Below are 20,800 nucleotides of genomic sequence, written 5' to 3'. Positions count from 1 at the left end.
ATGACCATTGATGTGTATTACGATTATTGCCTCTCCAAAAAAGGCGTAACCGAGCATTTTCCGTTCGACGAAGATACCTTGGTGTTTAAAGTGGGCGGAAAAATGTTTGCACTTTCTTCATTGCAGGAATGGGAAAACGGAACGCCGGCAGCTAATTTAAAATGCGATCCTGATTGGGGAATGGAATTGCGTGGTCAGTACGATGATATTCAGCCGGGTTATCACATGAGTAAAGTACATTGGAATACCGTTAAGATAAATGGTTCGGTTCCGGATGCTTTTGTGAAGGAACTTATTGATCATTCTTACGATTTGGTTTTTAAGAGTTTAACGAAAAAACAACAGCAGGAAGTTATCGAATCTTAAAATTAGGCATTACTTTTGCGGCACGTTTTACAAAACATACATTTTAATCATGATTGACAATTTAAAGAAAATATTAAACGAAGACCAAGATCCGAAAGCGATTGAAAAGATCACTTCGAAACTGGAAAACCTTTTAATGACTAACGAAGAAGTTGGGTACATCGCGGTTCAGAAAAAACCAGCAATTACCGTATTGCCGGACAGCATTGTAGTAACCAATAAACGCATTATCATCTGTAAGCCTAAAAATCTTGGGTTGTCGATGGAATTTATCGATTTCAATTGGGATGAAGTTGCCGCTTCCTTTGTGAAAGAAGGGATTTTAGGTTCCGATTTTACGTTTTCCACCAAAAATGAGTTGACGCATACCGTAGATTATCTTCCTAAAAACCAGGCAAGAAAACTCTATACGTTTGCTAAAGAACAGATGGATGCCTTGAAAAATCCTGTGGTTTCAAATCCTGTAGTTGTAGAAGTAACTCCGGGTGTTGAAACAGCTCCAATTCAGGAAGAGATCATTGAAGAAGTGGAAACCGAAGAGGTAACGTCGTTTGCGGAAATCATGCCTTCAACACCAGCTGTTCAGGAAACGATTTCAGAACCTGTACAACAAGCAGCTTCCACAGAGAAAAAACTAAGCGAAATGTCCAGCGATGAATTGTTTGCCAAATTGCAGAACTACAAAAAGCTGTTGGACAACGGTTTAATTCTTCAAGGTGAATACGACAAATTAAAAGCGGAAGTTTTACAGTATATGTAATTATGTAAATAAACAAGAAAAGGGATAAGTGTTGCGCTTATCCCTTTTTTGTTACTGATTATTTACATCACATTTTTCTGTTTTTCCACATACGCATCCGATTGCAGTTTCAGTAATTCGGAGGCGGCTTTGCGTTTGTAGTCGTAAAGTTCTTTGTCGTCGCGAATGTCTGCATAGACTTTGTCGTAAATGCCGGCATCGGTTTGTTTTTGAAGCGTGCGTTGGTACACATTCTGTTCGATATGGGTTTTTAAAGCCGTTTCGTTGTCTTCCAGTTTGAAATCGTATTCGCCTCGAGGCGACAATAATTTGGCTATAATCGGCGAAGTTTCTACCGCTAAAAACAAGAGCATGATAAAGAACGACGGTAGCCAAGGTAATTTACCTAAGGCATTGATGCGTGCCATCAGTCCGTCGAAACCGTCGATAATGGGTTTGGAATCGGCTACTTTTTTGTCTAAATCTGCCTGAAGGGTTTTGGCTCGGGCTTCTTTTTCAGTGATTGTTTTTGCCGAAGCAGTTTTTAAGGAGTCCAGCTGTTTTAAGGCTAAATCGTGAGCGGAACGTTTTTCTTTATAAATAGGTCCTTTTCCCATTTTTTTGGTTCCGGTGGTGCCTTCGGCTTCGGTAATGTAGGACTGATACAAATCAGAAACTTCTTTTTCTTTGGCTTTGATGCTTGATTTGATGCTGTCAATTTCCGACTGATTCTTGGTTACATCGCCTTTGAAATAATTGGTTACCTGATTTTTGTTGGCGATGGCCATTTCGTTTTTCTCTTTCAGTAAAACGGTATTGATTTCTTTTTCAAAGATTTTGATTTCCAATGGTTTTGAAATTACAATGGCGATAATCATGGCTAAGATAATTCGTGGGGAAGCCTGTAAAAACTCACTTCTGAAATTATCACGTTTTCTAATGGTCGAAACGATGAAACGGTCTAAATTGAAGATGAGCAAGCCCCAAACGATTCCGAAGAAAACGGCGTAATACACATTGTCGAAAACGGTAAATAAGGCATAACTTCCGGCGATAAAAGCCATAACTGCAGTAAAAAACACAGTGGCACCTACACCGACATACTTGGTTTGTTCTCCTTCGCTGCAAGTGTCGAGCAAAGTTCTATCCGCGCCGGAGCACAGAATAAAAAAACGTTTTAACATGATGATGATTTTGATTGATGATGATACTGCAAATGTAACGCCAAATTTTAATTTTTGGTGTAAATATTTGATACAATTTTAGTTAAAGGAAAAATCCGCTCGGGAAGGAACGGATTTCAAGTAATTTATTTCGCCTGTACTTGGATTGGAAGCGTCATTTGAGCATCGACTTTTTTGCCGTCTTTTTCTCCAGGAATCCATTTAGGGGAAGCTTTCAATACCCGGATGATTTCTTGGTCTACTTCCGGCGAATGGCCTTTCAGAATTTTAATATCATTGATTGTTCCGTCTTTGGTTACATTGTAACTGGCTACTAAACGCAAGGATTCTGTTGTTTTTAAGTTTTCGGGATACTTGAAATTAGTTGCGAAGTATTTCATAAACTCAGTGATTCCACCTGGAAATTCTGGGTTTTTTGTCTCTTGAACCGGTACAGCTGTTGTGGCTTTGTCTTGAACTTCAGATTTCCTTTCAATGCACATATCAATGGTATTGCCTGGATATTTCTTCAACGCTTCGCCCATTTTCTTTTCGTTGTAATAATTGTGTGTGTAAAACCAATATTGAAAAGGTTGTGGATGTTTTTTAGTACGTGCATTTTTCAGAATTACACTTCCCGAGAAATGGGCAAAGTCTGTTGGGTTGTATTGGTTTAACTTGTTGTTTGAAACATTTACACCGTCAATCCAAATGGCATATTTTTTACTGTTTTTAAAATCGGTTAGTTCTTTTGCTGTTGGAGATTTTTTTTCAAGTGGTTTTTGACGCCAAATTTTTAACCATTTTCCGTGTTTTTGGAAATCTTCAGGTGTAAATTCTTCGTAGGTTTTACTCCATTTTAAGTTAACTCCTTTAAAACCGTTGAATTTTTCGTAAACATTAAAGCGAACGCCTGCAAAATATTCAGCGTCGGTAACTTCTTGATTTTTAGAATTTTCTTTTACGGAATCAGGAGCCAAAATTGGTTTTGAAAGTGAAGGAACTGCAGGAGTAATTTCGATTTCTTCATAGGCGCTGAAAGATGCGGTCAGTCCGGCAATAAGCGGAAGAACGGCCAGTTTTAAAAGCGCGGATTTAAGTGTCGAGGTTTGTTTTGTCATCATAATAAAGCGTTTTTTGGTTACTAAATAGGCGAGATTGCTTGAAAACGGCAAAGGTTTTTTATCGGTGATTTTGGCTAAAATCAAGTTTTGATAGCTTTGTGTTGGAACGGAATTTTGCAGTACCGCCTGATCGGCTAAAAACTCGTGGTTGAACTGCAGTGCATTCTTGTAAGCATATAGTGCAGGCTGAAACCAAAAAAATACTTGCAGTAATTCAATAAAAATGATGTCAAAACTGTGGTGCTGTTGAACGTGGGCTTTTTCATGTTCCCAAAGTTCGGGCTCAATGTTGTTGTGAAGGTAATCGTCTTGGTTGATGAAAATATAATTTAGAAATGTGAAAGGCAGCGATTTTTCTTCCGTTAAAACTAAGGTGCAGTCGTTATGGCTGACTTTTTTTCCGTGATAGATTTTAAGGAACATTGAGGCCAAATTATTCGTAAAACGAATTAGTAAAACCAAAGTGATTGCAAGATAAAAGGCCAAAATTATATTTTCAGGGCTTAAATAACTAGTTGTTTGAGGAGCTGTTGTAAATTGCTGAGGGATAATTGGTTCAATTGCTTGAGGTGCCTCTTGAACCACTGAGATGGCTTTTGTCTCAATTGTATTTAGTGGGATTAATAACCCAAAGAATAAGCTAATCAACAAATAAAAACGATTGAAGCGGTACATGCGTTCTCTTCCCAGAAAAAAATGATAAACTCCGAAAAGCAGCATTAGACAAAGTCCGGATTTGATAAGATATAGAATCATTTGTTCTTTTTTTGAAGTTCGTTTTCGATTATCTTTTTCAGTTCTTCCAATTCTGCGGTACTCATATTGGTTTCTTTAGTGAAAAAAGAGGCAAATTGCGCCGTGGAATTATTGAAAAAGTCTTTAATAAAGCCGCTTACTTCCTTTTTGGAATAGGCTTCTTTTTGGATCAGCGGATAATATTCGCGGGATTTCCCAAATTCATTATACCCGATAAAACCTTTGTCGGCCATTCGTTTTAATAAAGTAGCAACGGTTGTTGTGGCAGGTTTTGGTTCTGGAAATGCTTCGAGTAAATCTTTCATGTAGGCTTTTTCCAGCGTCCATAAATGGTGCATAAGCTGTTCTTCTGCTTTGGTAAGTTGCATATCAGTTTATTTTTAGTTGTTCAATTTGAAGTCCTTTTTCAAAGACCCGTACTTCTGTTAAATTTTCGTTTTCATCAAAATAAAACCAGTCCCCGGTATAATACCAAGTGATGTATTGTTCGGTTTCATCGGTTCGGGTGAGTCCCATTTCTTTGATCTTTCCGTTTGGATAGTAAAAGGTCGTGGTACAAACAACGCCTTTGTAAACTTCTTTCTTGTAGAGTTTTCCGTTGAAATATTGCTTCCAGACCCCTTTTTCATTTCCGTTTTTATCGTAACGCCCTTTGGATTTGCAAACGATTCCATCAAAAGTTTGTTTGTAAACCCATTTACCTACCTTAACGCCATTGCGCTGCTTATTGATTCCGCATTGCAGAAATAAAATGGAAAGGAGTAAAGCAAGTAATTTTGATTTCATCTCTACAAATATAGAGTATATTCTACAAATGTAGAGATTAAATTTTATTTTTTTAAAAAAAAAGATTAATATATTGATTTTTAACAAGTTATGTTAAAATATTGTAAATTTGTGTCAAATACCGCACAATTTTCAAAAGCCACACTGCCTCGGATTTCAAAATTAAATACGAATTCAATTCATTAATATAAATTTTGAAAATATGGAAACCAATCACTACTCCAAAATGGCGGTACTTTTACTAGCGGCGCTTCTGTTTCACTTTTCGGCAATGGGACAAACTTCCAAAGAGGATGAAAAAGTGTACATCACCATTACCAAAATGCACAAAAATCTTGGTCTTAAAGATCCATCGGTAGATAAATGGAAAGCAGGCGAAAAGGAATACCTGGATAAGGTCATCAAGAAAAACGACCTGATTCTCTCTCGTGATGTTTGTACGCATTATTTAACCGACGACAATACCGAGATTCTTTTTGTTCAAACCTATAAAAACTGGGGTGATATTGAAAAAGCCTGGGAGAAAAATCGGGAACTGGAAAAAGCAGCTTGGCCCGATGAAAAAAAACGAGAAGCATTTTTTAAAGATTTGGATCAATATTATGATACCAAACATTCGGATGAAATTTATGTTTCCATTCCCGGTATGAAAGAAGATAAAGGACTGGAAGGAAAATCGATTTTCTATCATATGCGTATCAGTCATTTGGCCTTCCCGGAAAAAGGTTCTGAAAAGGAATTTATGGAATTGTCGGATCAGTTCAACAAGGCGGTTGTTTATAAAAACCCTTATGTTAAGGCCTATTATCCGTTTGTCCATGCTTGGGGTTCCGATAAACGACAACTTGTAGAAGTTATTGCGGTAGAATCTTTAGCTGATTTGGAAAATGCCTACAAAAAAATGGAAGAGCTGTACAAAGAAAACTGGAAAGATGAAAACAAGCGTAAAGCCTTTGAAGAAAAGTCAGACAAATATTTTACAGGGTTTCATGCCGATTACATCTATAAATCGGTACCCGAGCTTAAAAAATAATTTATTTAGAACAGACGTAGATAAAGGCAGGAGGAAAGTTTAAAAGTGTAAATCCGATTTCTACATTTGGGAAAAAAGTTTCCAATTGTTCTTTGGCACTCAAAGAATACTGGAACTGGATGAACTTGCCTTTTTCTGAAAGTAATTTGCTGGAATTGTAAAGAATGGTACTGACAACATCGTTTTCCAACACGGCTAAGGGTAAAGACGAAATAATGTAATCGGCTGTTTTTTGATTGTGCAAATCGAGGTGTTGTTGGATTTTTTCGGCACTGTCATTGATGATAATCAGTCGCTTATCGTTTATTTTCTTTAAATCGTCTGCAAATTCGTTATTGATTTCAAAAGCCAGTAATAAAGAATCTGAATTGAGTTTCTGGAGGATTTTTTCAGTGAAAACGCCTGTTCCCGGGCCATATTCTACAATGCATCTACTTTGACTAAAATCAATGGGTTGGAGCATTTTATTAGCCAAAAAAGAGGAACTCGGAGACAGTGCTCCGATGGTTCCTCTTGATTTGATAACTTCTGAAATGAACTTTTTGCTCATTGTAAGAAGGTTTTATTTGCTTAATTCTGCGAAATATTTATAGAACAAAGGAATAGTTTCGATTCCTTTTAAATAGTTAAACACCCCAAAATGCTCGTTTGGTGAGTGAATTGCATCGCTGTCCAGTCCGAAGCCCATCATGATGGTTTTCGATTTCAGCTCTTTTTCAAACAACGCTACAATTGGAATACTTCCTCCTGAACGCACCGGAATCGGTTGAACACCAAAAGTATCAGCATAAGCTTTAGCAGCAGCCTGATAACCAATACTGTCAATTGGGGTTACATAACCTTGTCCTCCGTGATGAGGAGTTACTTTTACTTTCACCGCTTTAGGAGCAATACTTTCGAAATGTTTTTTGAACAATTCCGTAATTTCTTCCCAGTCTTGATTTGGCACCAAACGCATCGAGATTTTTGCATAGGCTTTGCTTGCGATTACAGTTTTGGCGCCTTCTCCGGTATAACCACCCCAGATTCCGTTTACATCCAGAGTTGGACGGATGGAATTTCTCTCGTTGGTGGTATATCCGGCTTCACCATACACTTCTTCTATGTCCAAAGCTTTTTTATAAGCGTCTTCAGAATAAGGGCGTTGAGCCATTTTCTCTCTTTCAGTCATGGAAAGTTCTTCCACTTTGTCGTAAAATCCCGGAATGGTAATATGGTTGTTCTCGTCGTGCATTGACGCAATCATTTTTGTCAGTACATTAATAGGGTTTGCAACCGCTCCACCGTATAGTCCTGAATGTAAATCGCGGTTTGGTCCGGTAACTTCCACTTCAACATAGCTTAAACCTCGTAAACCTGTGGTGATGGAAGGTTGTTGGTTGGAAATCATTCCGGTATCCGAAATCAAAATCACATCGTTGGCTAATTTCTCCTGATTGCGTTCTACGAACCAGCCTAAACTTGCCGAACCGACTTCTTCTTCCCCTTCAATCATGAATTTCACGTTGCACGGCAAACAGTTGTTCTGAATCATGTACTCGAAAGCTTTCACGTGCATATACATCTGACCTTTGTCGTCACAAGCTCCGCGGGCGAAAATAGCGCCTTCCGGGTGTAATTCCGTAGTTTTAATTACCGGTTCAAACGGTGGGGAAGTCCATAATTCGATTGGGTCTGCCGGCTGTACATCGTAATGGCCATAAACCAAAACCGTTGGTAAATTTTTATCAATGATTTTCTCTCCGAAAACAATTGGATAGCCTGGGGTTTCGCAAAGTTCTACTACATCGCATCCTGCTTTTTCAAGACTAGCTTTTACCGCATTGGCCGTGTCTATAACGTCTTGGGAATAAGCACTGTCTGCACTTACCGATGGTATTTTTAATAGTTCGATTAACTCATTAAGAAAACGTTCTTTGTTGTTTTGAACGTACTGTTTGATAGTGTCCATTATGTTGTTAAAATGATGAAAGCCAAATGTACAAAAAATCGAAAAACAAATTTCAAAATCCAAAACCCAAATTTTGAAATTAAATTGAGGTTGTCGGGTTAGGGAATCAAAAAAAAAGTGATTTTTAATTTTTTAGAAATGAAAGACTTACCAAAAAGTTTTTTGGAATTTAGAATTTAGATTTTGGATTTTGAAAAATATGTCTATCTTTGCACCCACTTATTGAAACAACTACTTGTTTTATAAGCCTGCGGGTGTGGTGAAATTGGTAGACACGCCAGACTTAGGATCTGGTGCCTCACGGTGTGTAGGTTCGAGTCCTATCACCCGCACAAGCCTCTCAATTCGAGAGGCTTTTTTATTTCAACGGCCTTAACGTATTACTGTAGGTAATTTTAAAAGGATTACTCAGAGTATAATCCTGCATTATATAGATGAATTTGTACTTTTTCGCATTTTCACTATCAATTACCGCTTCTTTCTTGCTGAATTTATCCACGATTTTCGTATTCGAAGTGTTGTCAATTTTGATGTACCCCGCGATTCCCGTTCCTAAATTGGTAATCGGGTTTCCATTATACAACTGTTTCTTTTCGTTGGAGATACTTACGTCTTCTCCTTTATACCCTTTGGTGAGTATGATTACGGAGGCCGTTTTGTTTTGGGCATTCAACTGGTTCAGAAACTCCACTTTCTTTTTATCAGAAACCGATTTAAAGTCGTCACGGTATTGCACTACAGGTTCGCCCACTTTTTCGGCAGCTGCTTTTTTGGAAGAACAGTAGGTTAAAATAAGGCCTAAAGCCATCAGCAAGAGTACTTTTTTCATAATCATTTTCAATCTTCATGGTTTAAGTGTAACGAACCGTGCAACAATCTAGTATCTTTGTAGCGTTAAATAAATGTCAAAGTTTAATGGTACACAGAATCGGACATCGTGGAGCAAAAGGTTATGTAGCCGAAAACACCTTGGAATCCTTTCAAAAAGCATTGGATTTGGGTGTGGATGCCATTGAATTAGATGTTCACGTGACACAATGTGGCGAATTGGTTGTTTTTCATGATTTTACGGTAGACCGAATGACTGATGGTTCGGGCGAAGTACACAAACTAAGCCTGTCCGAACTTAAAGAATTAAAGATATCCGGAGAATTTCAAATTCCAACTTTGGCAGAAACTTTCGATCTCATTAACCGAAAATGCTGGATAAATGTCGAGCTTAAAGGCCACGAAACCGCACAGCCCACCTGTGATTTAATCCAGATGTATGTAGTGGAAAAAGGGTGGCAATATGAAGATTTTGTGGTTTCCAGTTTTCAGAAAGAAGAATTGGAACAAGTAAAAAAAATGAACCCTAAAATTCGATTGGCGGCTTTGTCTCAGGCCAGTGTAGAGCAGGCTCTGGAATGGGCAGATGAGCTTTCGGCTTATGCGATCCATCCTCATTTTTCACTGCTTACCGATGACAATATCGCCGAAGCCAAACGAAAAGGTTATAAAATCAACGTTTGGACTGTGAATCATGAGGAAGATATTCAGCGTTTGGAATCCTTCACGATTGATGGTATAATTTCCGATTTTCCCGATAGATTATGATGATGAATTACGATGTGCTTATTGTTGGCGGTGGTGCGGCCGGTTTTTTCACGGCAATCAATCTTGCGGAAAACAATCCGAAACTCAAAATAGCAATACTTGAACGCGGAAAAGAGGTTTTGACTAAAGTAAGGATTTCCGGAGGTGGACGCTGTAATGTTACGCACGCCTGTTTTGTACCCAATGAATTGGTGAAATTTTACCCGAGAGGCGAGAAGGAACTTAAAGGGCCGTTTCATAAGTTTTGCTCCGGTGACACCATTGAATGGTTTGAAAAACACGGGGTGGAACTGAAGATTGAAAATGATGGTCGTATGTTTCCCGTTTCCGATAGTTCCCAAACCATAATCGACTGTTTTGTTTCAGCGACAAAGCAATTAGGCATCGAAGTTCTAACTGGACAAAGTGTGCAATCCGTTTTCAAAGGAGAAGGTTATTGGAAAGTGGAAACCAACCATCAAAACTTTAAATGCGAACAATTGGTCATGGCCACAGGGAGTAATCCTAAAATCTGGGAACTAATTAGGTCTATCGGACATTCTATTATTGAACCGGTTCCTTCACTTTTTACTTTTAATATAAAAGATGCCCGAATAAAAGACTTGATGGGGGTTTCTGCGCTTGCATCCGTGAAAGTAAAAGATTCTAAATTAAAAGCTTCAGGGCCTTTACTGATAACCCATTGGGGAATGAGTGGTCCGGGAATTTTAAGACTTTCAGCTTGGGGCGCCCGCGAATTGGCAGACAAAAACTACCAGTTCGTTTTGCAAGTAAATTGGCTCAATGAAATTGATTTTGAATCTGCATTGGAAACGCTTAAAGAACTCAAAGAAGAAAATGCCAAAAAACAGGTAATTAAGTTTTGCCCGTTTGATTTTCCTAAACGTTTGTGGGAGAGTTTGCTTCTGGCTTCGGGTATTTTTTCAGAAACCAAATGGGCAGATCTTTCTAAAAAACAGCTTACCGATTTAACCAATCAACTCACTAACGGTCAATTTCAGGTGAACGGGAAAAGTACTTTTAAAGAAGAGTTCGTGACTGCTGGCGGTATCAATTTGAGAGAAGTCGATTTCAAAACCATGGAAAGTAAGCTTCACGAAAAGCTGTACTTCGCCGGAGAAATTTTAAACATCGATGCCATTACAGGGGGCTTTAATTTTCAAAATGCTTGGACGGGTGGTTATTTAGTGGCTAAAGCGATATCCGGAAGTGCATAAAAAAAGGTTCTGTAAAAGAACCCTGAATTGTTACTCAACCCCGCCTACCAGTGAATCCTGCCAGGCTTTCAAATCCCGCCATTTTCCCTCGTAAGCCAAACGGGCTTGCCTTGGCCAGGTACTTGGATTGTACTTGGTAAAGCGCTCACCTGCTTTGGATAAAATCTCATTACAACGATCAACAGAGGTTTCGGAAAGTGCTTTCCAGCTTAAAATACCAGAAGTGGTAAGTAGTTGGTCTACTTTCGGGTTGATGCCCTCAATTACTGTTAAATCGTTTTCTGTTACTTTTTTACCAATAACAGAAGATGCCAAATCTGGATTGAAATTTGCATGAACTGCGGGCCCGGAAGAAAATCCTAAAATATGGCTGCCTGATTCGCTTTTTGCGTGTATGGCATTCAATTCTGTTTGTAAATGTGCTGCTTTTTGCCTGAATTTATCCAATTCTTTTTCAAGATAAGACGTACTGCTTGATTTTCCGATGATATAGCCTAATAAAACACCAATTAAGCCGATAATAACCACTATTAATGCGCCCATAACCTAACGATTTTAATTGTTTTTAGTGAATTGCGAATCGGTTTCATGAAAGAGTGAATCCAATTCGAGAGTCTATAAAATTAATTAAAATATTTATTATCAGTAAGTTGTGTTTTTGTTTAAAGGGTGAAAAGCAAAAATAAACGACGAAAGGTTAACGGTTCAGCCAAAAAATAGCTGCGTTCAAAATCCCGGCAAAAGTTACCCAGGCCAAATAAGGGAGCAAAAGCCCAGCGGCTAGTTTGCTTACTCTTTTAAAAACGATATAGGTTTCGAAAATCATGAGCCAAAGCAACGCTAATTCGATAAGAGCCAATAAGGGGTTGTGCAATCCAAAGAAAAGGTATGACCATAGAAAATTAAGTGCCAATTGTATGACAAAGAACTGCAATCCTTTGCGGGTGTTGATGCGATCCAGATCCATCTTATCCCAAATCAACCCTGCGGCAATTCCCATCAGTACATATAAAACCGACCAAACCGGAGCAAAAAGCCAATTAGGTGGGTTGAAACTTGGTTTTGTAAGTGTGGGATACCAGACTTCAATACTTTCTTTTGTGAAGAGGCTCGAAAAATAGCCAACACAAAGGCAGGTTACAACAACAGTGAGGATTTTAGTAATTTTATTCATAGGATTGCTTGTTCTCCAAAAATAGAAAATTTTCAAGAATATAAAACAGCTGAGTATCAAACAGCCGAAAATAGTATCTTTGCTCAAATTTTCAAGTATATGATTTCTGAAAAGAATTTTGTCCAAAACGAGTATAATTTACAGGTGGAAAACGGGAGTTTTCAGTGGAGTGCACCCAGCAACATCGCCTTGGTGAAATATTGGGGAAAAAAGGAACATCAGATTCCGGCCAATCCGTCCATTAGTTTTACGCTCAACAATTGTAAAACCATCACTAAATTAACGTTTGCCAAAAAACAAAACAACGGTACTTTTTCGTTTGATTTGTTATTTGAAGGAAAACCGAAAGAAGATTTTAAGCCTAAAATTTTAAAATTCTTTCAGCGTATTGAGCAATACTGTCCTTATTTAAAAGAGTTTCATTTTACTATTGATACCGAAAACACTTTCCCGCACAGTTCGGGAATTGCTTCTTCGGCTTCCGGTATGGCGGCATTAGCAGTCAATGTGATGAGTTTGGAGAAATTGCTGAATCCTTCTATTTCAGAAGAATATTTTAATCAAAAGGCTTCCTTTTTAGCCCGATTAGGTTCCGGAAGTGCCTGTAGAAGCATTAAAGGGGAAGTGGTTGTTTGGGGAAATCATAAAGAAATCTCGGGAAGCTCTGATCTGTTTGGTGTGGAATTTCCTTCGAACATCCATGACAATTTTAAAAACTATCAGGATACGATATTGTTAGTAGATAAAGGTGAAAAACAGGTTTCCAGTACGGTGGGTCACGATTTGATGTTTGGGCATCCGTTTGCCCAGCAGCGTTTTTTACAGGCACATCTCAATTTATCAGCTTTAAAAATCGTTTTGGAAAACGGTGATGTGCAGCAGTTTATCAAAATTGTGGAAAGTGAAGCCCTGACGCTGCATGCAATGATGATGACTTCGATGCCGTATTTTATTTTGATGAAACCAAATACCTTGGAAATCATAAATAAAATCTGGAAATACAGGACCCAAATGCAAATTCCGGTTTGTTTTACCCTTGATGCCGGAGCCAATGTACACGTGTTGTATCCGGAAAATGTAAAAGAAAACGTTTTGCAATTTATTAAAGACGAATTAGTTGGCTATTGTCAAAATGGTCAGTACATTTGCGACGAAATAGGTGCTGGTGCCGTAAGATGCAATTGATTTTTTTAGTACATTTACTTTGTAAAGACCAAAATAAAACCAAAACAAAAAATGAAAGGACCGCTTTTTTACTCAAAAATTCTACTTTTCGGAGAGTATGGAATCATCAAAGACTCCAAAGGCTTGTCAATTCCGTATAATTTTTACAATGGTGCTTTAAAGGTGGACGAGAATCCGTCGGAAGAAGCAGTAAAATCGAATACGAGTTTGAAACGTTTTGTGGTGTATTTGAAAGATTTGCAAAGTGAGCAACCGGAATTAGTCACGTTCAATTTGGAAGATTTAAAAGCTGATGTGGAACGCGGGATGTATTTCGATTCAAGTATTCCGCAAGGGTATGGAGTAGGAAGCAGCGGAGCTTTGGTTGCAGCGATTTACGATAAATATGCTAACAATAAAATTACAGTTTTAGAGAATTTAACCCGTGAAAAACTACTTCAGTTAAAAGCAATTTTCTCTCAAATGGAATCATTTTTCCATGGGAAAAGTTCCGGATTGGATCCTTTAAACAGTTATCTAAGCTTGCCGATTTTAATCAATTCCAAAGATAATATTGAGCCAACGGGAATTCCTTCACAAAGCGCTCTGGGTAAAGGTGCGGTTTTCTTGATTGATTCCGGAATTGTGGGTGAAACCGCTCCGATGGTAAGCATTTTTATGGAGAATTTAAAAGAGGAAGGGTTTCGCAAAATGCTCAAATCCCAATTCATTAAATATACCGATGCCTGTGTGGAAAACTTCCTGCACGGCGACATGAAATCCTTGTTTGCCAACACCAAGAAACTTTCAAAAGTGGTGTTAAACAACTTTAAGCCGATGATTCCGGAGCAATTTCATCAAGTGTGGCAAAAAGGAATCGACACCAATGATTACTACTTGAAATTATGTGGTTCCGGTGGCGGTGGTTATATTTTAGGGTTTACCCAAGACCTTGAAAAAGCCAAACAATCGTTAAAAGATTATAAATTGGAAGTGGTGTATCAGTTTTAAAAAGTAATTTTAAACGTTAACCAAATTTTCAATTCCAAGCCATGCTCACACGAAAAACAAAATTGCTGCTGATGAAAATTCTCAGTTTGTTTTCTGTGGTGCGCGGTTATAATATTCCCATTATTGTTTTAGCGCAATATTTATCGTCAATCTTTATTTTGGCTCCTGAAAGAAGAGCGCTCGATGTGCTTCTGGATTGGAGACTTTTTATCATTGTTTTCGTCTCCACTTTAACGATAGCTTCGGGGTATATCATTAATAATTTTTACGATTCTGAGAAAGATTTGATTAACCGTCCCAGCAAGTCGATGTTGGACCGTTTGGTAAGTCAGAAAACAAAATTACAGGTCTATTTCGGATTGAACTTTCTGGCTACGGCTTTGGCGTATATTATTTCCTGGCGAGCGGCCTTGTTTTTTGCCGTGTACATTTTCCTGATTTGGTTTTATTCTCATAAGCTGAAAAAATACCCCATGATTGGGAATTTAACCGCTTCATTGTTGGCGGTGTTGCCTTTCTTTGGTATTTTGTTGTATTTCAAGAATTTTTACCATGTGATTTTTGCGCATGCCACCTTCCTTTTTCTTTTGATTCTGATTCGCGAAATGATTAAAGATCTGGAAAATATCAAAGGTGATGTGGCAAACAATTACCAAACCATACCGGTGCGTTTTGGTGAAAAAATTTCCAAGCAGCTTATTACTGTTCTTACAATTTCAACGGTGATTCCGGTGTTTATTTTGATTGATAAATACGATGTGGGTTATATGGACATCTATTTCTATATCAGTCTTATGGTGTTGATTTTTTTTCTTTTAAAGCTTTGGAAATCGCAAACACAAAGTGAATACCTACAGCTTCATAATATTTTGAAGTCATTGATTGTGGCTGGGGTTTTTTGCATTGTACTGATTGATCCGGTGGTTTTAATCCACGGAAGAAGCCTTCTTAAAATATAAAATCCGAAAACCATCGCCGAAACCCAATTTCTAAATTCTTATCTTTGCAAAAAATAAAGCGAAATGATCAACGGAAAAGGGAATAACAAAAGAGGAACGTCTGCAGGAAAAGGGAAAACCGGATTTGGACCCAAAAAACCAAGTGGAACAGGAAAACCAACTTTCAAAAAAGACGAAAAAAAATCAGGTTTTCCAAAGCCTAAACCGTCTTTTGATAAGCCAAAAGGACTTAAAACCCCTAAACAGCCATCTAATCCTGATGAAATCCGTTTAAACAAATACATTGCTAATTCTGGGGTGTGTTCCCGTCGCGATGCCGATATTTACATCCAATCCGGAAATGTAAAAGTAAACAACGAGGTGATTACGGAAATGGGGTACAAGGTTATGCCGGGCGATGTGGTTAATTTTGACGGAACCGTTATCACTCCTGAGAAGAAAGAATATATCTTGCTTAACAAACCAAAAGGATTCACAACTTCTAAAGACGAAGACATGAATTCCAACAACGTTTTGGATTTAGTGCGTAATGCAACACGTGCAAAATTACAAGCTGTGGGGAGAATGGATAAATCCACTACTGGTTTGTTATTGTTTACCAACGATACCGATATGGTTCGTAAATTTACTACGCCTAATCAGCGTTCATCGAAGGTTTATCAGGTTTCTTTGGATAAGAATCTGAAATTTGAAGATTTAGAACGAATTGCCTCAGGTTTGACCATTGACAACTTCCGCATTTTTGTAGAGGAGATCTCTTATATTGAAGATCAGCCGAAAAGCGAAATCGGTTTGAAGATGAAAACCTCTAATGTAAAAGTAGTGCGTTCTATTTTTGAACATTTAAAATACGATGTGTTAAAAGTAGATCGTGTGGTTTTTGCCGGGCTTACCAAGAAAAACCTGCCGCGTGGCAACTGGCGATTTTTAACCGATCAGGAAATTATCAATTTAAAAAACATATAATAACCCAATCCCGCACTGTCGGGATTTTTTAATACAACTATGACACCAGAGAATTTACAATCTATTGCCTACCGTTGGTTTGAAGCTTTTAACAACAAAACCCTTGAGAAATTATTGTCGCTCTATGATGATGAGGCGCAGCATTTCAGTCCGAAACTGAAAATCCGTCAGCCGGAAACTAATGGGTTAGTGGTGGGAAAAGAAGCAATGCGCACCTGGTGGCAAGATGCTTTTGACCGATTGCCGACACTTCATTATAAAGTAACTTCCTTAACGGCTAATTCTGATAGGGTTTTTATGGAATACATCCGTCAGGTGGAAGGAGAAGAAGATATGTTGGTGGCTGAGGTTCTGGAGGTTCGCGAAGGGAAAATTATTTCATCACGAGTGTATCACGGATAAAATTTGTAGCTTTACTCTTGAATCTTCAAATCAGAATTATGAAAAAAACAGTTTTTCTTTCAGCCGCTTTGGTTTTTTCTTTGTTTTTCGTGAACTGTAAAAAAGAAGCAAAAATGGTTGATTTTAAAAAGCTAACCCAGGAATATTTTGACGGTAAAAACGAGCTGAATCCGCTTGAGGCAACCCTAAACGGGCAAAGTGAGTACAACGATCAGTTGGTTTTTGAAATGACCGATGCTTTTCGTGCAAAGCAGGCTAAATTCTTTGATAAGTTCGAATCCGAATTGGCCGATGTAGATACCACTGCGCTTAGTCCGGAAGAAAAAATAAGTTATAAAATCATTCAGTGGGAAACGCAAATCGGGAAAGATTTACTCAAGCAAGAGGCGAATTTAATGCCGATCAACCAATTTGAAAGTACCCATTTAAAAATCATGCAGTTTGCCAGCGCAACGGCAGCACAGCCTTTTAAAACCGAAAAGGATTACCGCAACTTTCTAAAACGTATGGAGTTGTATTCCGTTTGGATTGATTCTGCAATGATTTACATGAAAAAAGGGATTCAAAAACGAGTGGTTTTGCCTAGGGCATTAACGGAGAAATTGATTCCGCAGTTTGAAGAGCAGGCACTTTCTAAGGTTGAAGACAACATCTTTTATTCTTCCATTAAAGCAATGCCTAAAGCATTTTCGCCCGAAGTACAGACTTCTCTTAAAAATGATTATACAAAGGTAATTACAGAGAAATTGGTGCCACAATATCAGAAAATGGCAAAGTTTTTAAAGGATGAATATTTGCCGGCTTCCAGAAACACCAGCGGTATTGGTAGTTTGCCCGGTGGAAAAGAGTTGTATGCGGTTTATGTTAAGCAATGGACTACCACAAGTAAGAAGCCTGAAGAAATTCATGAGTTAGGCTTGAACGAAGTAGTGCGTCTTAAGGCTGAAATGGAAAAAGTAAAGCAGCAAGTAGGTTTTCAGGGAAGTATTGTGGAGTTTTTCGATTATGTCCGAAATAAACCCGAGCTAAAGCCTTTTAAGAAGCCAGAGGAAGTAATTGCAAATTTTAAAGCGATTCATCAGAAAATAAAGCCAAACGTAGATAAGTTGTTTTCCCTGCAACCTAAAACCCCTTTTGAAATAAGAAGGACAGAGGCGTTTCGTGAGAAGACAGCCAGTGCGGAATATATTCAGGGAAGTGCAGACGGTACACGTCCCGGAATTTTTTATGTGCCGATTCCGGACGTAAAAAATTACAACTATTACGGAGATGAGGATTTGTTTTTGCATGAGGCGATTCCGGGGCATCATTTTCAGATTTCCTTGCAGCAGGAGAATAAAGAATTGCCGGATTTTAGGAAGTTTAATTGGTTTGGAGCTTATGGTGAAGGCTGGGCGCTTTATACCGAGAGTTTAGGAAAAGAATTAGGCTTGTATAGCGATCCGTATCAATATTTTGGAATGTTGGGTAATGAGATGCACCGCGCCATTCGTTTGGTGGTCGATACCGGATTGCATTCCAAAGGCTGGACCCGTGAGCAGGCTATTAAATATTCATTAGAGAACGAAGCAGAAAGCGAGGCGAGTATTGTTTCGGAAATTGAGCGTTATATGGCTTATCCGGGACAGGCTTTATCGTATAAGCTAGGACAAATGAAGATTTTGGAATTGCGTCAAAAGGCTCAAGATCAAATGAAAAACAAGTTTAATATCAAAGTGTTTCATCAAAAGGTGCTGGAATCGGGTGTGATGCCGCTGGCGCTTTTGGAAGAAAAAATAAGCAGCTGGATAAAAACCGGTAAATAATAAAAAGCCAATCGTAATGATTGGCTTTTTTAATGGGGAAAATTGAATAAAACAAAAAACCCACTCATTGAGTGGGTTTTGATGTGGTACCTCCAGTACTTCTTTTGCCTTTATTCAGATTTACGTTAGTTTACTTTATTTTTTTATAAGCCACTGTAAATAAAGGTATTTGTAAATTGTTTTGAGATGTTAAAGTAAAATTAAGTGCATAATAGTAAAGATTTATTAGCACCCAAACTTGCACCCTATGTAAAAAATTCACAACTTTGTAAATAGAATTAAATATCTAATTATGAGAGTGACTACTGAAAGAAGTAAAGGGACAGTGAGGTTTGCATTTAAAGAACCTCTATCTGAGCTTAAAAGGGATAAAAGAAGAGATTCACTCCTTTTAATGCACTTTAGTTATGGAGCATTAAGATTTAAGTATTCAACTGGTTTTAAGGTTTGCTTTGAAAATTGGGATTCCGAGAAACAAAGAGTGAGAAACAAAGCAGGTATTTTAGATAGAGACAATCTGAACGACTTTCTGACAGACTTAGAGAATGAACTTAACAGAGAAGTCTCTAGATTGATATCTGAACAGATTCCAGTTACAAAAGAAGCTTTAAAATCAAAATTAGATTCGTTTACAAACAAGAATTTTGTTGAGGTTAAGGATGGCGGGAAATTAGATTTCTTTGCTTATGCTGAACTCTTTATTGAGTTGAAAAAATCTACAATAAGTATTATTACAATAAGGTCATATAGACAAACTATTGAAAAATTAAGGAATTTTTCTGAACGATATAGTATAAAAGTTGACTTTGAAACGTTTGACCAAGTTTTTTATAATCAATTTAAAAAATTTCTAGAGGAAGAAAATTTTTCACAAAACACGATTGTAAAGCATACAAAAAATTTAAAAGGAATACTTAATTCCGCTGTTTCAGATGGTTATAATGTTAATCAAAAATTTAAAGGGAGAGATTTCAGGACTTCGACAGAACAGACTACGGAAATATATTTGACAGATTTAGAGATTGATAAAATTTTAAAGTTGGATTTATCTAAGTACAAGGATTTGGAAAGAGCTAGAGATATTTTTTTAATAGGATTAAGCACTGGACAGAGAATAAGTGATTATAATGGTTTAACTGCAAGTAATATAATTGAAATAGGAGGGAGAGAGTATTTTAGAATTAAGCAACAGAAGACAGGTAAAACAGTTAATTGTTTAGTTGAGCCTCATATTAGAAAGATAATGAATGAACGTTATGACGGATTTCCACCGGCTAAGATGGTTGAACAAAGAATAAATGATTATTTAAAACAAGTGGGACAAATGGCAGGGATTGATGAAAAAATTGTTTGTAAATCTACCAAAGGGGGAAAGGAATTAATTGAAGTACATCCGAAATATGAATTGATTAAAACACATACAGCTAGAAGAAGTTTCTGTACTAACAAATATAAATCTGGGAAGTCGGCGATGGATATAATGTTTTTTTCAGGACACACCACAGAACGTGAGTTTTATAAGTATATTAGAATTCAAGGAGAAGAGAGAGCTTCTCATTTAGTTGATTCTGGTTTTTACGATTAATTATGGCTTATATAAAAGAAAAATTATCTGATATCGAAAAGGAATTTATACCTGATTATATCAATATGAAAAATCCGTTGCTTGATATTTTTCCAGAATTGCCACTTTGTATTGAGGTAATTCAAAATTGTGTAACATTTTATTCCATCGAAGGTTTTGAGGAGGAGATTGAAAAACGAGAGATTTTGGCTCGTGAATACAACCCTAAAAATTCTAGTCATAGTTTTAAACTTGATTACGATAAACTCTCTCAGGTTTTAAATTATGGGGTTTTTAAAGATGAATTGTTTGAGATTATAGAAGCTCAAGAAGCAGAGTTTAAGGCTGATTTAGATAAGCTCTTGTCGTCATCTACTAGTGATATATCCTTTAAAATTAATCTTAGAGAGTGTATTCAGATGTTGAATCAATCAATGGGTAGTTTAGGGAGTATTACAGTTAATAGAGTTCAAAAGGTTGCTGTTGATTTATATAGAAAAAGCTATGTTCGAGTGTTGAAAGAGCTTAAGGTTAAATATCAAGAATTTGCACCGGAATTGTTTATTGCTCAAGATTCTACAGATAAAGAAGATTTTAAGAGATATTTCGAAAATCCGTCGGCGGTACAAAAATTAATTGTTTTTGAGAAAAAATTACAAGACAAAGGGTATCTGAATGAAGATTTAGTTTGGCAGAAGGACAAAATAGATTTGGTTAAGTTCTTTTTGTTCTGTGTCAATAAGGAAATGATTAAGAAAATATTTGCTCAAAAAACTGATGTTTTGAGATTTTTTGAGGAACGCTACAGCATAGAGCTTGGAGACCAGAAGAAACCTTCAAAATTCAAAAAGCTTAAAAATTATAGAGCTGAATTTTATTTTCTTCAATAAGCATTCCCTTTTTTATTCCCCTCTTTATTTTATTTACTTTATTTAAAATTGTTTTAGGGCTTGCATATAACATGTAAGCCCTTTTTTATTAGTATTCCCGTTATTCCCATTCTTTTCGATTCGTTTCTATACTC

At 37.3% G+C, this 20,800-nt stretch carries 22 protein-coding genes and 1 tRNA gene; 14 read left to right on the top strand and 9 right to left on the bottom strand.

What is annotated here, in order from left to right; translation table 11 throughout:
* Both LZZ90_RS00820 and LZZ90_RS00815 read left to right on the top strand, forming a co-directional pair.
* A complete protein-coding gene (locus tag LZZ90_RS00820; RefSeq protein ID WP_237788786.1) occupies positions 1 to 366 on the top strand; it encodes an MmcQ/YjbR family DNA-binding protein in 366 nt (121 codons plus the stop codon).
* A gap of 49 nt (positions 367 to 415) precedes the next feature.
* Positions 416 to 1,126, top strand: a complete 711-nt coding sequence (locus LZZ90_RS00815; protein ID WP_237788785.1) for a PH domain-containing protein — start codon at positions 416 to 418, stop codon at positions 1,124 to 1,126.
* Between the two features lie 62 nt (positions 1,127 to 1,188).
* On the opposite strand, the gene LZZ90_RS00810 is transcribed toward LZZ90_RS00815, so the two are convergent.
* The 4 genes from LZZ90_RS00810 to LZZ90_RS00795 form a co-directional block, all read right to left on the bottom strand.
* Positions 1,189 to 2,289 (bottom strand): DUF4407 domain-containing protein, encoded by a 1,101-nt coding sequence (locus tag LZZ90_RS00810; protein WP_237788784.1) that lies wholly within the window; start codon positions 2,287 to 2,289, stop codon positions 1,189 to 1,191.
* 125 nt (positions 2,290 to 2,414) lie between these two features.
* On the bottom strand, positions 2,415 to 4,148 hold the full coding sequence (locus LZZ90_RS00805) for an energy transducer TonB (protein ID WP_237788783.1): 1,734 nt from the start codon (positions 4,146 to 4,148) through the stop codon (positions 2,415 to 2,417).
* Entirely contained in the window at positions 4,145 to 4,516 is a 372-nt protein-coding gene (locus LZZ90_RS00800) for a BlaI/MecI/CopY family transcriptional regulator (protein WP_237788782.1), read from the bottom strand. The genes LZZ90_RS00805 and LZZ90_RS00800 overlap by 4 nt, the downstream gene beginning before the upstream one ends.
* 1 nt (position 4,517) lies before the next feature.
* On the bottom strand, positions 4,518 to 4,934 hold the full coding sequence (locus tag LZZ90_RS00795; protein WP_237788781.1) for a hypothetical protein: 417 nt from the start codon (positions 4,932 to 4,934) through the stop codon (positions 4,518 to 4,520).
* 202 nt (positions 4,935 to 5,136) lie between these two features.
* Here LZZ90_RS00795 and LZZ90_RS00790 point away from each other — a divergent pair, with 202 nt between their 5' ends.
* The gene (locus LZZ90_RS00790) at positions 5,137 to 5,967 is read left to right on the top strand and encodes a hypothetical protein (protein WP_237788780.1); all 831 of its coding nucleotides are present in this window, start codon (positions 5,137 to 5,139) and stop codon (positions 5,965 to 5,967) included.
* 1 nt (position 5,968) lies between these two features.
* On the opposite strand, the gene LZZ90_RS00785 is transcribed toward LZZ90_RS00790, so the two are convergent.
* Together LZZ90_RS00785 and LZZ90_RS00780 are read right to left on the bottom strand one after the other, a co-directional pair.
* Positions 5,969 to 6,517, bottom strand: coding sequence for a class I SAM-dependent methyltransferase (locus LZZ90_RS00785; protein WP_237788779.1), 549 nt, complete (start codon positions 6,515 to 6,517; stop codon positions 5,969 to 5,971).
* A gap of 12 nt (positions 6,518 to 6,529) precedes the next feature.
* Positions 6,530 to 7,918 (bottom strand): dipeptidase, encoded by a 1,389-nt coding sequence (locus LZZ90_RS00780; RefSeq protein ID WP_237788778.1) that lies wholly within the window; start codon positions 7,916 to 7,918, stop codon positions 6,530 to 6,532.
* 250 nt (positions 7,919 to 8,168) lie between these two features.
* Here LZZ90_RS00780 and LZZ90_RS00775 point away from each other — a divergent pair.
* A tRNA-Leu gene (locus tag LZZ90_RS00775) sits at positions 8,169 to 8,250 on the top strand.
* A 26-nt stretch (positions 8,251 to 8,276) separates the two neighbouring features.
* On the opposite strand, the gene LZZ90_RS00770 is transcribed toward LZZ90_RS00775, so the two are convergent.
* A complete protein-coding gene (locus LZZ90_RS00770) occupies positions 8,277 to 8,747 on the bottom strand; it encodes a hypothetical protein (protein ID WP_237788777.1) in 471 nt (156 codons plus the stop codon).
* An 86-nt stretch (positions 8,748 to 8,833) separates the two neighbouring features.
* Between LZZ90_RS00770 and LZZ90_RS00765 the strand changes: the two genes are divergently transcribed.
* Positions 8,834 to 9,514, top strand: a complete 681-nt coding sequence (locus LZZ90_RS00765) for a glycerophosphodiester phosphodiesterase family protein (protein WP_237788776.1) — start codon at positions 8,834 to 8,836, stop codon at positions 9,512 to 9,514.
* Positions 9,511 to 10,731 (top strand): NAD(P)/FAD-dependent oxidoreductase, encoded by a 1,221-nt coding sequence (locus LZZ90_RS00760; RefSeq protein ID WP_237788775.1) that lies wholly within the window; start codon positions 9,511 to 9,513, stop codon positions 10,729 to 10,731. Before LZZ90_RS00765 ends, LZZ90_RS00760 begins: the two co-directional genes overlap by 4 nt.
* Before the next feature lie 30 nt (positions 10,732 to 10,761).
* On the opposite strand, the gene LZZ90_RS00755 is transcribed toward LZZ90_RS00760, so the two are convergent.
* Together LZZ90_RS00755 and LZZ90_RS00750 are read right to left on the bottom strand one after the other, a co-directional pair.
* Positions 10,762 to 11,274 (bottom strand): hypothetical protein, encoded by a 513-nt coding sequence (locus tag LZZ90_RS00755; RefSeq protein WP_237788774.1) that lies wholly within the window; start codon positions 11,272 to 11,274, stop codon positions 10,762 to 10,764.
* A 154-nt stretch (positions 11,275 to 11,428) separates the two neighbouring features.
* Positions 11,429 to 11,905, bottom strand: coding sequence for a TspO/MBR family protein (locus LZZ90_RS00750; RefSeq protein WP_237788773.1), 477 nt, complete (start codon positions 11,903 to 11,905; stop codon positions 11,429 to 11,431).
* Positions 11,906 to 12,004: 99 nt separating this feature from the next.
* On the opposite strand from LZZ90_RS00750, the gene LZZ90_RS00745 reads away from it, so the two are divergent.
* From LZZ90_RS00745 to LZZ90_RS00710, 8 genes are all read left to right on the top strand, one after another.
* The gene (locus tag LZZ90_RS00745) at positions 12,005 to 13,090 is read left to right on the top strand and encodes a diphosphomevalonate/mevalonate 3,5-bisphosphate decarboxylase family protein (RefSeq protein WP_237788772.1); all 1,086 of its coding nucleotides are present in this window, start codon (positions 12,005 to 12,007) and stop codon (positions 13,088 to 13,090) included.
* A 51-nt stretch (positions 13,091 to 13,141) separates the two neighbouring features.
* Entirely contained in the window at positions 13,142 to 14,080 is a 939-nt protein-coding gene (locus tag LZZ90_RS00740; protein ID WP_237788771.1) for a mevalonate kinase, read from the top strand.
* A gap of 41 nt (positions 14,081 to 14,121) precedes the next feature.
* A complete protein-coding gene (locus LZZ90_RS00735; protein WP_237788770.1) occupies positions 14,122 to 15,039 on the top strand; it encodes a geranylgeranylglycerol-phosphate geranylgeranyltransferase in 918 nt (305 codons plus the stop codon).
* Positions 15,040 to 15,102: 63 nt separating this feature from the next.
* Positions 15,103 to 16,005: a pseudouridine synthase gene (locus tag LZZ90_RS00730; protein WP_237788769.1), complete on the top strand. Its 903-nt coding sequence runs from the start codon at positions 15,103 to 15,105 to the stop codon at positions 16,003 to 16,005.
* A 39-nt stretch (positions 16,006 to 16,044) separates the two neighbouring features.
* Complete coding sequence (locus tag LZZ90_RS00725; RefSeq protein ID WP_237788768.1) at positions 16,045 to 16,407, top strand: nuclear transport factor 2 family protein; 363 nt, start codon at positions 16,045 to 16,047, stop codon at positions 16,405 to 16,407.
* Positions 16,408 to 16,445: 38 nt separating this feature from the next.
* The gene (locus LZZ90_RS00720) at positions 16,446 to 18,212 is read left to right on the top strand and encodes a DUF885 family protein (protein ID WP_237788767.1); all 1,767 of its coding nucleotides are present in this window, start codon (positions 16,446 to 16,448) and stop codon (positions 18,210 to 18,212) included.
* A gap of 292 nt (positions 18,213 to 18,504) precedes the next feature.
* Positions 18,505 to 19,797: a site-specific integrase gene (locus LZZ90_RS00715; protein ID WP_237788766.1), complete on the top strand. Its 1,293-nt coding sequence runs from the start codon at positions 18,505 to 18,507 to the stop codon at positions 19,795 to 19,797.
* 2 nt (positions 19,798 to 19,799) lie between these two features.
* Complete coding sequence (locus LZZ90_RS00710; protein ID WP_237788765.1) at positions 19,800 to 20,666, top strand: hypothetical protein; 867 nt, start codon at positions 19,800 to 19,802, stop codon at positions 20,664 to 20,666.
* The last annotated feature ends 134 nt before the right edge of the window (positions 20,667 to 20,800 follow it).

Origin of the sequence: Flavobacterium sp. SM15, assembly GCF_022012335.1 — a bacterium.
GTDB lineage: Bacteria > Bacteroidota > Bacteroidia > Flavobacteriales > Flavobacteriaceae > Flavobacterium.
Note: the sequence above shows the minus strand (reverse complement) of the source record. Positions and strands in the feature narration are given on the sequence as shown.

What these genes read in the sequence shown, in the direction of transcription:
- LZZ90_RS00820 (WP_237788786.1), top strand. Translation starts at nt 1, where the DNA reads ATGACCATTGATGTGTATTACGATTATTGCCTCTCCAAAAAAGGCGTA.
- LZZ90_RS00815 (WP_237788785.1), top strand. Translation starts at nt 416, where the DNA reads ATGATTGACAATTTAAAGAAAATATTAAACGAAGACCAAGATCCGAAA.
- LZZ90_RS00810 (WP_237788784.1), bottom strand. Translation starts at nt 2,289, where the DNA reads ATGTTAAAACGTTTTTTTATTCTGTGCTCCGGCGCGGATAGAACTTTG.
- LZZ90_RS00805 (WP_237788783.1), bottom strand. Translation starts at nt 4,148, where the DNA reads ATGATTCTATATCTTATCAAATCCGGACTTTGTCTAATGCTGCTTTTC.
- LZZ90_RS00800 (WP_237788782.1), bottom strand. Translation starts at nt 4,516, where the DNA reads ATGCAACTTACCAAAGCAGAAGAACAGCTTATGCACCATTTATGGACG.
- LZZ90_RS00795 (WP_237788781.1), bottom strand. Translation starts at nt 4,934, where the DNA reads ATGAAATCAAAATTACTTGCTTTACTCCTTTCCATTTTATTTCTGCAA.
- LZZ90_RS00790 (WP_237788780.1), top strand. Translation starts at nt 5,137, where the DNA reads ATGGAAACCAATCACTACTCCAAAATGGCGGTACTTTTACTAGCGGCG.
- LZZ90_RS00785 (WP_237788779.1), bottom strand. Translation starts at nt 6,517, where the DNA reads ATGAGCAAAAAGTTCATTTCAGAAGTTATCAAATCAAGAGGAACCATC.
- LZZ90_RS00780 (WP_237788778.1), bottom strand. Translation starts at nt 7,918, where the DNA reads ATGGACACTATCAAACAGTACGTTCAAAACAACAAAGAACGTTTTCTT.
- LZZ90_RS00770 (WP_237788777.1), bottom strand. Translation starts at nt 8,747, where the DNA reads ATGAAAAAAGTACTCTTGCTGATGGCTTTAGGCCTTATTTTAACCTAC.
- LZZ90_RS00765 (WP_237788776.1), top strand. Translation starts at nt 8,834, where the DNA reads ATGGTACACAGAATCGGACATCGTGGAGCAAAAGGTTATGTAGCCGAA.
- LZZ90_RS00760 (WP_237788775.1), top strand. Translation starts at nt 9,511, where the DNA reads ATGATGATGAATTACGATGTGCTTATTGTTGGCGGTGGTGCGGCCGGT.
- LZZ90_RS00755 (WP_237788774.1), bottom strand. Translation starts at nt 11,274, where the DNA reads ATGGGCGCATTAATAGTGGTTATTATCGGCTTAATTGGTGTTTTATTA.
- LZZ90_RS00750 (WP_237788773.1), bottom strand. Translation starts at nt 11,905, where the DNA reads ATGAATAAAATTACTAAAATCCTCACTGTTGTTGTAACCTGCCTTTGT.
- LZZ90_RS00745 (WP_237788772.1), top strand. Translation starts at nt 12,005, where the DNA reads ATGATTTCTGAAAAGAATTTTGTCCAAAACGAGTATAATTTACAGGTG.
- LZZ90_RS00740 (WP_237788771.1), top strand. Translation starts at nt 13,142, where the DNA reads ATGAAAGGACCGCTTTTTTACTCAAAAATTCTACTTTTCGGAGAGTAT.
- LZZ90_RS00735 (WP_237788770.1), top strand. Translation starts at nt 14,122, where the DNA reads ATGCTCACACGAAAAACAAAATTGCTGCTGATGAAAATTCTCAGTTTG.
- LZZ90_RS00730 (WP_237788769.1), top strand. Translation starts at nt 15,103, where the DNA reads ATGATCAACGGAAAAGGGAATAACAAAAGAGGAACGTCTGCAGGAAAA.
- LZZ90_RS00725 (WP_237788768.1), top strand. Translation starts at nt 16,045, where the DNA reads ATGACACCAGAGAATTTACAATCTATTGCCTACCGTTGGTTTGAAGCT.
- LZZ90_RS00720 (WP_237788767.1), top strand. Translation starts at nt 16,446, where the DNA reads ATGAAAAAAACAGTTTTTCTTTCAGCCGCTTTGGTTTTTTCTTTGTTT.
- LZZ90_RS00715 (WP_237788766.1), top strand. Translation starts at nt 18,505, where the DNA reads ATGAGAGTGACTACTGAAAGAAGTAAAGGGACAGTGAGGTTTGCATTT.
- LZZ90_RS00710 (WP_237788765.1), top strand. Translation starts at nt 19,800, where the DNA reads ATGGCTTATATAAAAGAAAAATTATCTGATATCGAAAAGGAATTTATA.